This window comes from Bacteroides sp. MSSM.1001136sp1_RTP21357st2_D2_RTP21359_211015, assembly GCF_040913205.1.
Taxonomy (GTDB): Bacteria; Bacteroidota; Bacteroidia; order Bacteroidales; family Bacteroidaceae; genus Bacteroides; species Bacteroides ovatus.
On sequence record NZ_JBDFVF010000031.1, the window covers coordinates 38,052 to 54,725 of the forward strand.

At 39.3% G+C, this 16,674-nt stretch carries 8 protein-coding genes and 1 pseudogene; 2 read left to right on the plus strand and 7 right to left on the minus strand.

From position 1 onward, the window contains the following. Positions 1-162 precede the first annotated feature (162 nt). Positions 163-336 (plus strand): annotated as a pseudogene (locus AB5217_RS18570) (transposase); the annotation flags it as partial. A gap of 3 nt (positions 337-339) precedes the next feature. Here AB5217_RS18570 and AB5217_RS18575 read toward each other — a convergent pair. The 7 genes from AB5217_RS18575 to AB5217_RS18605 all read right to left on the minus strand — a co-directional run bounded on the left by AB5217_RS18575 (position 340) and on the right by AB5217_RS18605 (position 15,480). Next, positions 340-2,532, minus strand: coding sequence for a hypothetical protein (locus AB5217_RS18575; RefSeq protein WP_004311265.1), 2,193 nt, complete (start codon positions 2,530-2,532; stop codon positions 340-342). Between the two features lie 2 nt (positions 2,533-2,534). Beyond that, positions 2,535-4,736 carry a HEAT repeat domain-containing protein gene (locus AB5217_RS18580; RefSeq protein WP_032845369.1) on the minus strand — a complete coding sequence of 734 codons (2,202 nt, stop codon included), beginning with the start codon at positions 4,734-4,736 and terminating at the stop codon, positions 2,535-2,537. Positions 4,737-4,742: 6 nt separating this feature from the next. Continuing rightward, positions 4,743-6,917 (minus strand): HEAT repeat domain-containing protein, encoded by a 2,175-nt coding sequence (locus AB5217_RS18585; RefSeq protein ID WP_005651733.1) that lies wholly within the window; start codon positions 6,915-6,917, stop codon positions 4,743-4,745. A 30-nt stretch (positions 6,918-6,947) separates the two neighbouring features. Next, a complete protein-coding gene (locus tag AB5217_RS18590; protein ID WP_004327091.1) occupies positions 6,948-8,510 on the minus strand; it encodes a DUF6850 family outer membrane beta-barrel protein in 1,563 nt (520 codons plus the stop codon). Positions 8,511-8,533: 23 nt separating this feature from the next. Continuing rightward, positions 8,534-9,805, minus strand: a complete 1,272-nt coding sequence (locus AB5217_RS18595; RefSeq protein ID WP_004312956.1) for a DUF4876 domain-containing protein — start codon at positions 9,803-9,805, stop codon at positions 8,534-8,536. A gap of 13 nt (positions 9,806-9,818) precedes the next feature. Further along, complete coding sequence (locus AB5217_RS18600; protein ID WP_004311273.1) at positions 9,819-12,689, minus strand: TonB-dependent receptor; 2,871 nt, start codon at positions 12,687-12,689, stop codon at positions 9,819-9,821. 910 nt (positions 12,690-13,599) lie between these two features. Next, positions 13,600-15,480, minus strand: coding sequence for a carboxypeptidase-like regulatory domain-containing protein (locus AB5217_RS18605; RefSeq protein WP_004327093.1), 1,881 nt, complete (start codon positions 15,478-15,480; stop codon positions 13,600-13,602). A gap of 987 nt (positions 15,481-16,467) precedes the next feature. Between AB5217_RS18605 and AB5217_RS18610 the strand changes: the two genes are divergently transcribed. Further along, positions 16,468-16,629, plus strand: coding sequence for a hypothetical protein (locus AB5217_RS18610; RefSeq protein WP_153862836.1), 162 nt, complete (start codon positions 16,468-16,470; stop codon positions 16,627-16,629). The last annotated feature ends 45 nt before the right edge of the window (positions 16,630-16,674 follow it).

Here is a 16,674-nt window from a genome sequence, read left to right on the forward strand (position 1 = left end):
AAAAAGGCAACTAACTCGCAATGAATTAGTTGCCTTAAATTTTATTATTTTAGGAATATCCCTGTTTTAATGATTGGTGTCTGGAACTGGTTGAGGAGTTATACTATAGACATTTACTGAATGTCCCTGTATAGTGTCGATAATATTAAAGAAAAACTTGTTATCTCCCTATATGCCAAAGGAATGAGCGTGTCAGACATAGAAGAGGAGATGCGTGAAATCTATGAGATAGAACTGTCCACATCAGCTATTTCCATCATCACGAACAAAGTCAACCAGGCTGCTCAGGAATGGCAGAACCGCCCTTTGGATCCGGTCTATCTCATCGTTTGGATGATTCTACCTATTTTGACTTTTCAGCCTATTAATTGTTTTGGTAACTTCGTTCATTAGCTTTTGATTGGAAGTTCTAAATGTGTTAAGTTCTTTGATTATATCTGCTTTATTATAGTATAAATTATACCAGCCTAATGTTTCAGCAGCCAATATGCGAAGTTCTTCTTCTTGGCTTTCATTTTTTATAATGTTCAGTAATGGCTCAATAGCTTTAGCAATAGGTTTATTTCGGAACCTACTTATTTCGCTTTGTATCTGTTTGGTAGTACTTTCCGGACTGTCAATAAGTGCAAAATCTCTTTCAAGTCCTTTCTTTTGGCGAGGAAGGTATTCTAACAATTCATTCACATAGGAAGAATCGTAGAAAGACCAATCGGCAGCCTGTTTCTTCAATTCATTCAAAGCCATATCATGGTCGAACGTGTTGATAGCACTAAAAATTCTGAAACGATGGCGGTTTTCATGTCCGCGTAATAAATAGCTTTCTATCCATGCCGGCAACAATTCCGGATTGCAATTCTTTTCAACGTATTCCACCGCATAACGACGGATCAGTTCATAACTGTCGTTCATGGCTGTCTGCAATACATCGGCAACCTCTGTCGGATAGTTCAAAGCTAATAGGCGTAATGCTTCCAACCGCACAACGAAATAGTTCGATTCGTGGTAACTTTTCTTCAGCAACTCAACGAGACCACTATAATTTGCCATTGACAATTGACGGAGCGCCATTGCCTGCATGTCAGCCATAGGGGAATTCAGCTGTTTTTTCCAGAATGTAACATTTCCTTCCTGCGCAACTAAAGCTTGGTTGATGTCCATATCCAGCCCGGCATTATTGGTGAAGTGAAAAGTCGGGTCACCGATCAGATGATTTTCCAAGAAGCAGGTAAAACGAGTGAACTGCCCGATGCGCATACCGGCAGCTAACAAGCCGAGAAATTCATCCGGCCATTTATCTTGAATGGTGTTAACCGTACATCCCATAGTAGCAATGGTCTTACCCTTATTGAATATATAAGAGCCTACAATGTTGTCATCCAAATGGAAAGAACCGTTGAAACAAGCATCGAACAATATAAAACGCGCATTAGGAGTCAAAAGACGAATATCTTCAGTATAGATATCCATATTACGGTTTACAATGGAATCCGATTTTATTTTCTCCTCATCGAAAGCTTCCGCACACCAACTTTCAGGCACCCCATACTGCTTGGCATATTCTTTGATAGCAGCTTCACGCCCATGTTTCTTGGCGTATGAAGGCACTTTGCTTCGCAAGAATATTTTGGCATTCTCAATACTCAAATTAATACCGGAACCATTTTCATAGCCATTGATATACTGCATGGTGGGGCCACCGTGGTGATGGAATAGCATGACATCTAATCCTTCGCGCTGAATCTCGTTCAAGTATAATGGTTTCATCGGATAGCGCATGTTAAAATCATAGAACTTCACTGTATTACCCGATTTGAATATTTGCGGCAATTGCTCACGTAAGGCTATTTGCTCACCGCTCCATGCCAAAGGATCTTCAGAATTGTAACCATGGCCACGGGCCATAGTCAGTTGGTCAAATGCATTTTGCTTTGCTTTTTCGGCAACTGCCTTTTTTAAGTAATCGCGTAGCATCTGATAACGGTTCTCACCTTCTAAATGTAATGGACGGATACGGGCCGAATAAATATCCGGTGAAATATACTGTTTAGAATCAGCACGCAATGTCATATAATGATAGTCAGGTATCAAACTGTCTTGTTTAATATAATCAAATTTTAATCCGAAGTCATCATAATAACGGTCGGAAGGAACGCTTGATTTCTGCCAATTGGCTTTGGGAGACCTTTTGAAAGCCGAAGATAGATGATGTGCATCACGAATCATTGGAATAGGGATGTCACCTATAAATACGCAACCCTCCAAAGGCGTTTTCTCATTCTCATGCAATTTGACAAGTTGCTCACGAATAGGTTCGGGCCTTTTCCAATCATCAATTAGCAAGTAAGTACCTAAACCTTCTTTTTCTATACTGGTACGATAAGCATCAATTTCACTTTTCGCTTCATCATAACTTTTCTGATCGACTACAATTGCAAAAGTAGTCTTTGTTTTTATACTAGGATGTACAACTGTTTGCGCCTGCATATCCTGTAAGCACAAAGCGGTAATTGCCAAAAGGATGTATTTATTCATATTTATAAACTTAATCTTTTGATTGTCTGTTCAAGCTCTGCTTTTAAATCTTCCGGAAGATTGGCTGTTTGTTGCATCTTCTTTATTTCTTCAAGAATGTGTGGCCGTTGTACAGAATTAGTAAACCAACCTAATGCTTCGGCCATTACTACACGTACTTCCTGTGGATTACCGGCATCACGAATTACATTCAAATAATCATCCACGTGGAAATGGAATGTATAGTTACGCACATTGCGGATTGCACTGATACGTTTTGCTTCCGGTGCAGCTACATCCATCAAGGTCTGATGGACTTTTGCCTCTTGTACAAACATTCTTTCCAGGCTTCTTAGTAATCGTTTTTTCTCTTCGTTTTCATTCAAACGGTCAACTTTTGCATAAAAGTCTTCTATTGTCTTTTCTACTTTCTCTTTCGGATAAAGGCTTAAAGCCTTGTTGGCACTCATTTGTACGCGTAAGCGTTCATTATGTTCGACCAATGCTTCCACAATAGCGGGCAATAAGGAATCGTCACCTACAAATCCAGCATAAATGGCACTTTGGCGAGCTACCATTTCATAAGTATCGTTCAAACCTTCGCGTAATGCTTCGATGAAGTTGTCGTCCTGATAACGGCTCAACAACTTGATAGCTTCCATACGAACCGTATTGAAGCCACTTTCCCGGTACTTCTTCAGGAGCAACGGAGATAATTCCTTTTGGGTATCGGCGTCAGCCAGCATACGCATGGCCAAACTTTGTACATCAGCGTATGGGCTGTTTAACAAATTCTTCCAATAGGCTTTGTCATCTTTGTGTATTGTTATATCGGTACTTAAAGTATTGGCTTCGATAGGAGCAAAACGGAAAGTGGGATCACCAAACAAATGACCTTCAAGTGATACGATTAGCTTATTGTATTGCCCGGCTCGTACACCATGGGACAACAAACCAATCATTTCAATAGTCCAGCGGTCTTGCAATACGTTACGGGTATTTCCTTGTGCTACTAATGTCTGACCGTCATTAAAGATATATTGTCCTGCTATATAGTCGTTTTCGTGAAAAGAACCGTTGTAGCACGCATCAAACATTATCATCTTCGGATTAGTGGAAAGATTTCTCTTCATTAAATCTTCCGTTACGATACGTTCATCAGCGTAGTGAAGAGAGTCTGCTTCCCAGAACTTAGGATTGTCCAGGTCTTTAAAAAACACCTCATTCACTTGTCGTTTTTCCTGCATCTGAATACGTAAGGTGTCTTTGTCACGTTTTCCAACATGGGACATGACTGCATTATAAAGTGTACTCTTCAACATTTTATAACGATTATTGAAATCAGTGCATGCCAATTCATCATTAATAAGCTGCCCTGTTGGCATTCCATGTTCATGAAACATAAATAAGTCAAGGTCCTTTCGTTGCAATTCGCTGAATAACTTATATTTCATAGGGTGTTTCATTCGGAAGTTCCAATGTTTGAATCCCATTTGACGACCAAAAGCTAATGGAAAGTTCTCCATATAAGCTTTTTCGTCATCCATCCATACAATCAGGCAATCGGAATTGTAAGAAGCACCATTGAATGAGAATACCCGATCTAATTGATTATGCTTATCTGTCTTGGCAGCAGCAGCTTTCTTCAGATATGAGGCAATGGCCGCATATTTATCCCCTTCCTTTTTTTCCGGATACTTGATACGAGCTGAATAGAAAGTAGGATTTAGCCGCTGGGGACTGTCTTCTGTCAATTTGTAGTAGAAATGCTGATGATTTACTGAGTCTTGCCTGATGAACTCAAACTTTAAGTTCAGATCATCATAAAAGCGGTCGGTAGGTACGGAAGACTGATCCCAAGGAAAGGCTTTCTCATTCATTTTGAATGCAGTAGTCATGTGTTGCGCATTACGTACCAATGCGACAGGCACATCGCCGATTAAAACCAGACCTTCCAATGAAGGGCATTCTTGATATGTTTTGATGATTATCTGTTTGACTTGATCTGGATTTTGCCAGTCACCGCTGATCAGATAAGTTGCCAAACCATCATCTTCAACCGCAGTTTTGTACTGATGCATGGCATCTTTGGTATTTGCATAAGTTTGGTTATCTGTTATGATAGCAAAAGCGGTAGGTTGTTTGACCAATGGCTTTATGACTGTTGTTTGTGCATTTCCTGCCAATGGCAAAAGAAATGCCAGATATATTATTTTTTTAATCATGGCCAATTAATTTTTAAGTCTGTAATATGTACGGTCGGCTTCTTCACGAAGGTTCTCGGATAAGCTCTTATCTTTTCTCAGTTGATCGCATACCCGAAGGATGTCAGGCTTCCGATAAGAATGAGTGAACCAAGCAAAAGCCTCCAATAAACAGGTTTTTAGCTTTTCACTTTCACTGGAGTCGGTAAGTAAAGCCAAGAGGCCGTCTACACAGGCATGTGCCATATGATTTTTCAGAGAATTGCAATAAAGGATGCGCCAACGTTCGGAAGTTTCTTTGCTTAATAACTCTTTTTGCATGCTACGACTATTATTGGCATTCTCCAAAACCTTACGCATCTCCTCCTTGTCTTGCAACACATAGGTCTCAGCCATTACTTTATCAATTGCCGCCTGTACGGCTGCCTGATCAAAGACTTGAAGCCCCAAACTCACATTAAATGCCACACGCTCGGATAGGTTGTCTTCTACATAGGCTTTGATTTGCGGATAAACATACTCGTTCAGTCCCACATGTTGCATCATACGAACAGAGGTGCGACGAATAAATTCATAGGAATCCGTAATGGCCAAGTGTAAGACTTCCCGGAAGTTTTTGTCACTAATCTTCTCAAGCAATGCCAAGCAGGTGAAACGTACCATCATGAACGAGGAAGTTTCAAAAGTTTTTCTTAATAAATCAGAAATACCCGGATAGTCATTGCGATAAAGGTTGTGCAAAGCAAAATTCTGTATGTCGGCATAGGGCGACTGTAATAACTCCAACATGCGGGACTCGCTATATGGTTCTTTGAACAAAGCATTGGCATCTACCTCATTGATAGATTGAAAACGTAGAGTAGGGTCACCGGTAATGTGCGATTCGAGAATATTCGTCAATTTAGCCCATTGCCCCACTCGTGCTCCCATACCTAACAGGCCGAGCATCTCGTTTGCCATTTTATCTTGCAGTACATTGACTGAATTGGCAAAAGTAGTTACGCATTTTCCTTCCGACATGATATAACGTCCGGCAATGTAATCTTTTTCCCGGAAATCACCATTATAGCATGCATCGAAAATTACCATACGGCTATTAGGCTTAAACTCTGTAACTTCCGACAGGATAATACCGGTGCGCAGGTCTAGTAAAGAATCTTCTGCAATTACTTTGGGATCATCATAGCCTGCAATCCAAGTAGTGTCCAAACCGTATGTGTTTTTCATCATATCCAGCATTTCGTCGAAAGACTTTTTGTTGTTTTGCTTTCTACGCGCTAAACCACGATAATAGTACTTCATTGCATCTACATGAGCATTCCACCTATTAGTAGCGGGACTACCGGAAAGATATTGACGTTCGGGCATACCATGCTCATGAAAAATAGACAAGTCCAGATCTGTGCGTTTCAGCATATTAATGACATCGTCCTTGGGATAATCGCTGAAATTATAACGGATGAAACGGGCCCGTCCCTCTTTATCGAATACGCCCGGCATTTGTTCGCGAATAGTAAAGGTTTCCGGTGTCCATGCAGTCAATGAGTTAGAGTAAGAGCCATCACCTGTATAGGAGAAGAATTGGTCTAATTTATTGTTTATCTGGTGCTCAGCCACCACTTTTTTAAAATAGCGGCTGATTTGCGCATGCGGTTCTTCGCCGTTATCAACAGCTTTGACACGTGCAGAATATATGTCACACCGAATTTGCTGTGGAGATTTTATAGCCAAATTATAATAGAAGAAATTATTTTCGACACTGTCCTGTTTCAAAAAATCGAATTGTAGGTCGAAATCATCGTAGAAACGGTCGCTGGGCACTGAAGAATCTCTCCAGTCATTGTTTTTCTCATCCATTTTAAAAGCGGAAGTCATATGCTGGGCTTTGCGGAGCATTGGAATAGGGATATCACCGACAAATACCACTCCTTCCAATTTATCCTTTTTGTAGAGCTTAACAATAACTTTCTTTACATCTTCCGGTTTATTCCATTCATTGTATACGATGAACGTAGGCAACCCTTCCATTCCTAGAATCTCCTGATAGGCTTTAAGCTCGGCTTCACAAGCCTGAAATGTCCCTTTATCTGTAATTACAGCAAAAGAGGTGTCCTTTACTTTCACAGCCGGTTTAACAAATGTCTGTGCCCGCAGAGATAATATGCTGCAGAGCATCAAACTTCCAGTTATTAATTTACGCATGTTTTGTAATATAGATTTCGTTATGTAGCATTAAAAATTACATCCTAAACTTATCGATAAATGAGTACGCCCATCATAATCATAGTCAGAGGTATTTACACGATCGAATACAACTTTTGCAAATAAGTTCATACGTCTGTTTTCTCTGACTTGTTGCGAATACGTTATCGACCCGCCAATACGATAGTAATCACAGGTATAATAATTAGTCAGCCCTTGTTGTAATTCGGTTACAGTTGGATAGTCTGCATGGCTGCCACCATATACATATTCACCTCCCAGATTATTGTTATACGCAACATGAACATCTATTAAAAGCCTGCGATTCAAACTATTGCCTAAAACAAAATTTTTTTTGCCACCTAAGCCTAAAGATAAATTTTCTGCATTCTGTACAGAATTAGGCATTAAATATTCATCGTCTTGCTTGGTATAATTCACATTTAATTCTGCTTTCCAACTATATTCATTCCCGCGGTTTCTGCTTAATGCATAATTAAGAGAAGCGGTTTGTGCCTTGTACGTAGAACGGATGTTATTATATAATTCCACCCAGCCACTTTGTGATTCAGAGTTATCGCGTTGAGAAATATACTGAATACCATCGATGTTACGATTTGTATATGTGGTTCTCATATAATTGGTATAGTCCTTTCCTTCCTGAATCATCGTTAAAGAAACATGAGCAGTTTTATCTTTTACACCGGCTATTTTTTTAGGAGTCGTATAGCTCTGCTGAACAGTTTCCGCTTTTACATCGTAACTGCCCTCAAGCAGTAAATTGAAAGAGGGCATACTGAAGTTGTACTGGAGAGCTCCACCGAAACGGTCTCCAATATAATTGCTGGTTACACCGCTGCCTATTCCTTTTATGGCTGTTCCCAAACCGTATAATATATAATAGTCCTGATCCACATAAGAGTTGACATTACTCATTCTTGAGTCTTCCTTGATAGAACTATACTTGAAACTTGCACCAAACTTGTGTGAATTATTCAACTTGTAAGTAATCCCCGGCGTCAGTCCCAGCGTATAAAAACGGGTATCCACACGCGGGTCGCGCTGTTTGGCAGCTAATGTAGCTACATAATTACCTTCCAACCCCAATGCCCAATGATTACCAAGTAAAGGAGTAGCTGCACGAAACTTCAGATCGTAATATTGATTTCTCCATTTGCTTAAGTGCTGGTCTGCGACATAGTAAGGCATTCCCCTGAATGGATCGGCAATGGAGGCGTTATATCCGGCATCTGTCAGATTTTTTTGTGCAAAATTAAATGCTCCCCACACATATGCATTTTTCAGATTGATAAAGCCTTCACTGGATACACCTACGATAGCCTCTTTCTGCCCCTCTTGCGGACGGCAATAGTTTCCGTCCTGTAAGTCATATCCCAATATAACATTCGAATAATTCTGAATATCATCGAATGGCATACCGGCAGCATTCTGTGAATGAGACCATAGTCGTCTTGTTTTCAATTGTTCCATAGCGGCGGGAGAGAAGCCCTGTGCCGCTCCCACCATACTTACAAGGCAGGCTATCATTACCAGCAGGCAGCTTTTCATATAGTTCATATATTGTTTTTTCATTGTTCTGTCTTTTTAGTTAATTATTACAATGTGTGATTCCATGAAGGCATTTTTGCTCCATTACGACGCATTACAGGAACAACGCCACGTTCAAAGTCATCCGTACTGTTGTTTGTATCCTGATATATATATGTACCTGTTTCTTCGCGAATAATAGGATTACCTTCTTCGTCTGTGGACAATTTGCGAGCAATACCTAAACCGCAATAAGTAGCTCCTACCCAAGTAATACCTGCATCAAGTACACCGGGGACACGTTTTGCATTCATCTTTGACTCATTGTTTACTGCTTCAACAGCATCCAATACATATTTAATAGGTATTTTTGCATAATAAACATTGCTGTTCGGTTTGCTAAGATCTGTTGTCTTCATATTTTCATCGTTGACCGGATCCCAAGCTTCTCCTTCAGGAACACGAAAAATCACATAAGCACCTCCGAATACGGATGTCAAATATTGTGGTATACTTCCCATCTCTGCTTTTCCTTGGTAGAAAACATGTTGCATATCATAAGCTGCCTGGTCAGGGAAGTTTGGATTATTCATATTAAACTCAAACTCAGAACTACTGCCGTCTATAGGACTTTGAGGGTTATAGATGTCCAACTGATGGTTAGCGGCAAATTGAGAAATGATGCAAGATTCACCTGGCGCTAACGGATATTCGGTTCCATTTCCTGGAAATTTCCACACACGTTCTCCATATGCATAATTATTACCGTCCGCTTCCGGCCAAATAGGTAATTTAGTGGTAGCTGTACCCGGAGTTAAATTTGCGAAATAAATACCGTCCAAATACAAAATGTCAGCAGAGTTATTGTATATCTCATAGAACTGGTCTCGGAAATAGACTCCTCCTTTTTCCGGACGGCTACCGCAATAATAAATCTCCTTGAATATTAATGGGCTCACTTTAAGCCCTTGTACTTCAATATTCAATGCGCTACCATGCTTAAATAATGCCGCATTTACAGAATTGCCATTGATGTAGTATTCATTGTTTTCTGTATCGATCGCTGTACCGGATACTGTTACCGAATAAATTCCGGGGATAATTCCGTCAACTTTCACACTATTATCAGTTACTTCTTTTACATAATGTAAATCTTCATCGTAATTGTCGAACTTTACAGTCAGATCTTTCAGTGTGGATATATTTTCAACGGTAATATCCAAATATACATCCACTGTGATAGGATTCACTTCTGCTGTGCCAGACATGTCCCTGAACGAATCGCATCCTATCAAAAGGGTACTTGCCAATGTAAACAAATATATTAAATATTTTTTCATAACTTCCTAAACATTATAAAGTGAGTGATAATTCCAGCCCAAAGAAAAATCGGTTATTCAATTGAATATATGAACCCGGATTACGTTTGGATTCTCTGCGCGGATAACTTCTGAACATATTGTTGGCAAAGAAAGAAACACGTAGCATATTGCTAATTTCTTTAGTTACATTCAAGTTAAAACAAAAATAAGGACTGTATGATTCTTTTATAGCATTATTATGACTTACATTATTCAACATATATCCATATCCTGCATCCTTTACTTGCTGGGTAGTGGTATATTTCCCCTTGGGAAACATATTTACAGACGCATCTTCCAATGCTAAATAGCCCACAGGTATAGAATCGTTTCCAAATGTATTCCAATTAGACTGCTGCCAAATAGCTTGTGCTGTCATCGTAACAACAAAACCGATACGCGGGATATTGTGAGTGGCACGTAAAGTCGTTACAAATTGTTGTTTGTAACTTGCATTGCCTTCTTGAGAATAAATGGCCACCGGTTTACGGGCTGAAGCAGCATCTTCGCTATTGTCATAGAAGCTATAACCCTGACGCCAACTCTTAGTACGCATCCATGAGCCATTTATTTGGAAGGCCGTACGGATAGCATCAATACGTCCGATATTCAAATCAAATTCTAAACCTTTAGTTTCTATATTTAAATTATTAGTTGGTTTTGCATAAGTAGACAATACCGGTAGGCTACTACTAAGCTCTATCCCGTTTTCTGTGCGCTGGTATTCATTGTAGATAAATGTATTGAAGGTGTTGAAGGTTTGGCTCATTACATAACCATCCTTCAGACGCTCCTTATAAGCTATTACATTCAGATTGGTTTTACCCACTCGTAAATTAAAACCGACTTCTGCTTTATGATTTTGGGCAATCTTCAAATCTGAGTTATCTACTTGCCGAACTTCTGTGGTAGTCATAAACAAGCGCTGGCTTTCCGGAATATTTTCATTGGTAAGCTCATTTATATTGATATATTCAAAATATGCATTTTCTGGATATAAATAGAGAAGAGAAGGCATCTTTGCAGCAATACCGTAACCTCCCTGAAGACTTAATAGATTCGGAATCAAATCAATGGATGCATTTACACGTGGCGAGAAAATGCCTCCTACTACTGAGGTATGATCATAACGCACACCAGCCTGAATGTTCAAATCATGCGTACCGCTTATGGACCATTTGAAATTATCTTCCACATATGCACCAAATTGGTTAATGAAAGGAATATCCTTATAGTTACGTGGACGGAAAGATGAATTATGACCGTATTGACTACGATAAGGAGGAGTACTTGGGTCATAAGTTTTTCCTTTACCAACGTTACCGTCACTCCGGAAATCCGCACCAATCAAGATGCGGTTGTTTACATGACCGCTCGCCTTGAATAGAGAACTCGTCACTTTAGCAAACAAATTAACTTCACGACTATCGATCTCATAGTGTCCCAAATAGCTGCTTGGTAGATAAACAGCATAATGATTTATGTCTTCCGGTCCAAAATTAGTAATTTGATTACCATTGGCATCATAGATATGCTGACCTGCAAAGTTACTAAGTACCGCACCGTTTGTAGTGGTCATGGAATAAGGAGATGTAGCAGAACTGTATACGGTTTCATAATAACTGTCTTTATCCATATACGTACCTGACAATACATAGCGTAGTGTTTTTAACCAGCCCTTATTTATATTCCATGTACCATTGGTATTCAAAGTAAAACCTATATCGCGGCCTTCCGAAGCTGTTTTAGTTTGTTCATCATCAGGATTACGTTCACGTTGATCCTTACCATAAATAAAATCAAAGCTGGAATTGGTACGTAACTTATTATTAAAGAAAGTATTTGAATAGAGCAACTTTGTTGTGGCACGCTGATAGTGCTGGTAACTGGATATTGGATTATTCGTATTATAAGCATAATCTGCACTTACATTTAAAGCGCCTTTCTTTTTTCCAAGTTCAAAACCGGTTCCCATAGACACCTGATAGATATTGGGATTGGCTTTTGCTTTGACACGTAGCGGCTCACGACCAGCTTTTGTATTAATAATTACTGCTCCTGAGGTCAGATCACCATATTCAACAGAAGGGATACCACGAACGATTTGTATAGACTCTATATTTTCAGTAGAAATACTACGAACATCGGTTCCACCAGCCGGCGAGGCACCTCCGGCCAATGAAGCGGGTGTTTCCGTACCACTTAATACCGTAGGGCTCATCGCAGATAGATTAGCATTATTTGAGATGGGGGCACCATCACGAATTATTGCGGTGCCCATAGCATTCATCGGAGCTTCCGGACCACTGGAACTGGAAACTTGACGGATGTTAATCTGTTGTGCCGAACTCATATCTTGATTCTGTGAAATTCCACCTGGCATCAATGACATTACATCATATAAACTGGTCGCTTGCATATGGTCCATAGCAGAGCGGGAAATGTGAGAAGATGTGGATTTGCCTGAACGGCTGTTGGTTGCAGTTACTGTAACTTCTTTCAACTTAAAATCCTCATTCCTCATTGTAAAATTAAGAACCAAATCCTTATTTACATTTATTAAGGTGTCAATGGAGACTTTGCCCAAATATTGAATTTGCATACGAATTTTACCAGTAGGTACGTTTTCCAGTATGTATCTACCATTTTCATCAGAGGTTGTCCCTAGTGCAATTTCAGGAATAGACACAGCTGCAAATTCTAAAGGCAAACGCTTGTTGTTGTGGTCGTACTCATAAACAGTGCCTGTAAGTTTTACTTTGTAATTGTTTTGCGATTTGATAGGGAGGGCAATTCCTATGCAAATAAGTATAAACAAGTATATAATATTACACCCCAAAATACCTTTTTTCATAAGTAACATCATATTTATTAATAATGCAAAATTATATGTAAATTTTAAATTAAAACAAACCATTGTGTGTAACAAAACTAAAATTATTAAAAATACATGTTGTTTTTGTTGGTGCCGTTGCATAATCTCACAGACCTCAACCGTCTGTTGTCTAACAATATAGCAACTGCATTATATTTAGGAAAATCCAATATATATTAGTACTTTATTTAAGTTCCATACATAGTAATACGGATCTTGAGTGATTAAAAGCAAACTGCAAATCTAAATAAAAAACGGGATGGTTGTAGTTCTGATATGCTATATCTTAATACAACGCAGATAAATACTTATATTTTCATTGATAGATCTAACTAAGTTAAAAAACGGATTTTCTCCAAAATTCTTCTGATAGCTCCGTTCCAGCCTCATATTTATCGCACTTTACAGAAGCCCCAGTTCAAATATAAGGAAACTGTATCTCTCTTCGATAAAAGATCTATTTTAGGACGCAAAATTAGATATTACAAAAGATTATAAAAATACCATTTTTTTGGTATAAAAACGCATCTAATACCTATATATAGGTATTAAATATCATTGGCAATGTATGTTCCATTTCATTAAGCAAACAATTTTTTGTATAAAATACAAATAGTACTTTTTTACCCACTTAAAAAGTGCAAGAATGTATAAAAGTCCATGTGTCAGCTATAATAGGGGCATGAATAGGCATCCGTTCCATACCTGTCCCTATTTGAATCGGTCACCCCACAGTGACCGGACATTACTCACCCAATTCGGATTCTCATTACAGTAGGCAACGAAAATCTGTATCAAGTTCCAAAGCCCGAGAATCATTCCATTAAACCTGGCAGGAATTGTGACAACATGTCTGCTTGAAACAGCTACTATTATGGTATCATGCTGTATTGTTATGCTATATACCATGTTCTAAGTCAAAACTCTTTTTTTTTAGAATTGAAGGTTTAAGGCTCCATCCGAAAGTCAATATCACTTTCTCAAAATTCTTTTCTACAGCACCCTTTGTATAAGTTAGGATGTCTTTCTCTAGAAAATTTTTGAAATCAGATGAACTCATGTCTCTAAAAATGTTTATATATTCTTTTTTAAGAAATTCATTTATGGCATGTGCCGATATCTTTTTTTGCGTGCACTTTTCTATAACATATAAGTTGCTTGGTACCGGTACCATCGTGTCCAGCCCCATGAAGATATTACAGTCTACCATAAGAGTATAAGCGCCGCTCTCGGCAAGAGGTGCGGAAATGCAGTAATTGGCTTGCTCAAGCAGAGAATCCACCAGTTCTTTTGTGGAAGAACTGATACTATTGGCCAATTGTTCATATCCTCTTAGATTCAGTTGGGATATGGTCTTTTCGATAGCCGGGATGAATTTCATTCCTGGACCCAGGTTCAAATCAAATCTTTTGTAATAGACAAGAAGCTCATTCCAATCTTTGTACCGTGAAGGTTTGATGATATTTACATTGTCTATACCATGTTGTTTAAGATACTCGCCGGAGGAAAATGCATCTTCTTTGAAGGTCTGTGTGTTTCCATCCGGGAAACTTAAATAGATGGTCTTATATGTGTCTCCAGTGTTGGTCCTTGCAAAAGCTTTACATTCCTCACCTTTGAGATAATATGCTGTGGTGATGTCAAAACCATTACCGCTGGCATCATTGTCATAGCAACAATTCCACTTTACCTTATCAGATGGGAATATACGGCTTATATTCTCTATTTGGGATTTGGTGACATATCCCCCCGTGCTTATGAATGCGCATGTGGTTTCTTTAGTATAATGGTTTATTTCGTAGAAACTCATTGCGTCAATAGCGGATTCAAAGAGATATATGTCTGTAACCTTGTCAAAAGGAACAAAATTGGCCATCCAACAGCTTTGTGCCTTGTCACCACCCGTGGCAAAGGCTTTATAATTGGTATTGGTCTCTGCAAAATAGTTCCTCATTTCAAAGTTAAGGATTTCCATCTGGGAGGGTTTGCGGAATGGAAAGCCGATATGATTGTTTTTTCCTACCTGGTAGATGAACAGTCTATTGGCGAAATCCTCCACAGTCTGTGGAGAGAGCTTCCTTTGGACGGTCAAATATGGATTATCCTTTTTGATAGGACGAGGATTCCAATAATTCAAATTGGATTCAATATCATTTGGATTCAGTCCCAGCAGAGGATTGTTTACCGTTTCGGTATCTTCATTGGTGATCTGTTGAGTAGGCATTGGTACACCATCAATGACGAAGAGAGGCTGGGTTCCTCCTGTGACGGAGTTGACACCTCTGATTCTGAAAGTCATTCCGCTTGACAATGAACCGTCTGTGGGGATAATCTGTACTCCGCTGATTTTGCCTTGTAGTGCTTGCAACGTCTGCGTAGAACTACTGTTTACAATATCTTTTATATTCACAGAAGCAACGGCGGTTGCAATATCACTTTTTCGCTGGCTACCATAGCCTACAACAACCACCTCATCCATCTCTGTGACTGAAGGGTCTAGAATGATATCAAATCTTCGGTTCTTTCCGATAGTGATAGTTTTGGGCTTATATCCCAGATAACTGATGACCAGTTTTTCAGAAGGAAGTACTTTTATCGTGAACTTTCCTTCTAAATCGGTGATTACTGCATTGGTGGTACCTTCGATATTTATCGTGGCACCGATAAGAGGTTCACTCTTCTCATCCAACACTTGCCCTGAAATAGTTACTTGCTGTGCTAATGCTACAGTGAAATGTAGTATTAGAAACAATGTGCTTAATAGTACTTTTCTCTTCATAGTGCAGATATTAAAGTTTATAATAAGGATTAATACAATTAGATTTAAAATGGTAGTGCAAATAAAGCGAATTATAATATCCATGTTTTGACCTATTGTACTTTTCTCTTGACCAAATTACAGACTTTTTCTTCAAAGGTAATCGCTTTCTATTAATTTCATTTATCACCGCGTAAAATTATTCGATTGGACTTTTTATAGTGAGTATTATCATGGGGAGTATTAAAAAAGATTGGATATGAAAAATAGTATGTTAAATCATTCTGTTTTCTCAAATATGCAGTGGGGTGTGAGCGCAAGGAAAAATATCTGTAGAAATTGATAATAATGTATTTTATTCAAACTTTCCATTTATCCAAACTCTATCAGTTATCTGCACTTAAATCAGGCTTTGATATTTCAAGAGTTTGGATAAATGATTAAGGATTCAGTCTGCATTAATACCGAACATAGCAGTCAGTGAACGATTGATACCTTACGTTCGCATCGTGCGAAGTCTATTCCTTTCCACACGGTTTTGCGTCCGGCTGAAGATGCACACTCGGCTTGCGCCTTGTTCCTTTGCTGTTTCTTTATACTTGAAGTTCTACAATTCGTTTCACAAAGAATTACCCTGTGGAAGTCTGCCCGCTTTCGCGTAGGGTGACGTTGAAACCTTTATCCAGGGCATTACACCATGGCATTCGCTTTCTCCACAATCCTTTACCCGCACCTCATTCGGCCGCTCTTACAATTGGCCACCCATCGGTTATTGGCTGACGGGAGAGATACGGGCTTACCAAGTTTCGCACAAATAACTGACGACCGACTTAGACTCCGCCTATCCACCAGCAGTGCGACATCCGTGTAGCACGATGTAACAGCGTACTATCCTGACTGCTTGCCTTTTGGAATGGCCCATAAATATCCGTGAGCTAATTCATAGTCACGATGGTACGGCGATTCACTTAGGTTACTCATATCAGTCAGCTTTGACATTCTTCGCCTATGATGCTTAGGTTGGAACGTCGTTGTCAAGAGGGCTTCGCACCCGACCGTTGCCAGTCACGTACGCCTCTTCAGGCTACTATTGATGGAACAATAGGTTCAGACACGATGCTGAACAATTACTTGTGTGACCTCTTGGCGCACATTACACTACTAAGGTAATGCTTTTATAGGAGAAGTCACATCTGTAAAAAACTTATTATCATG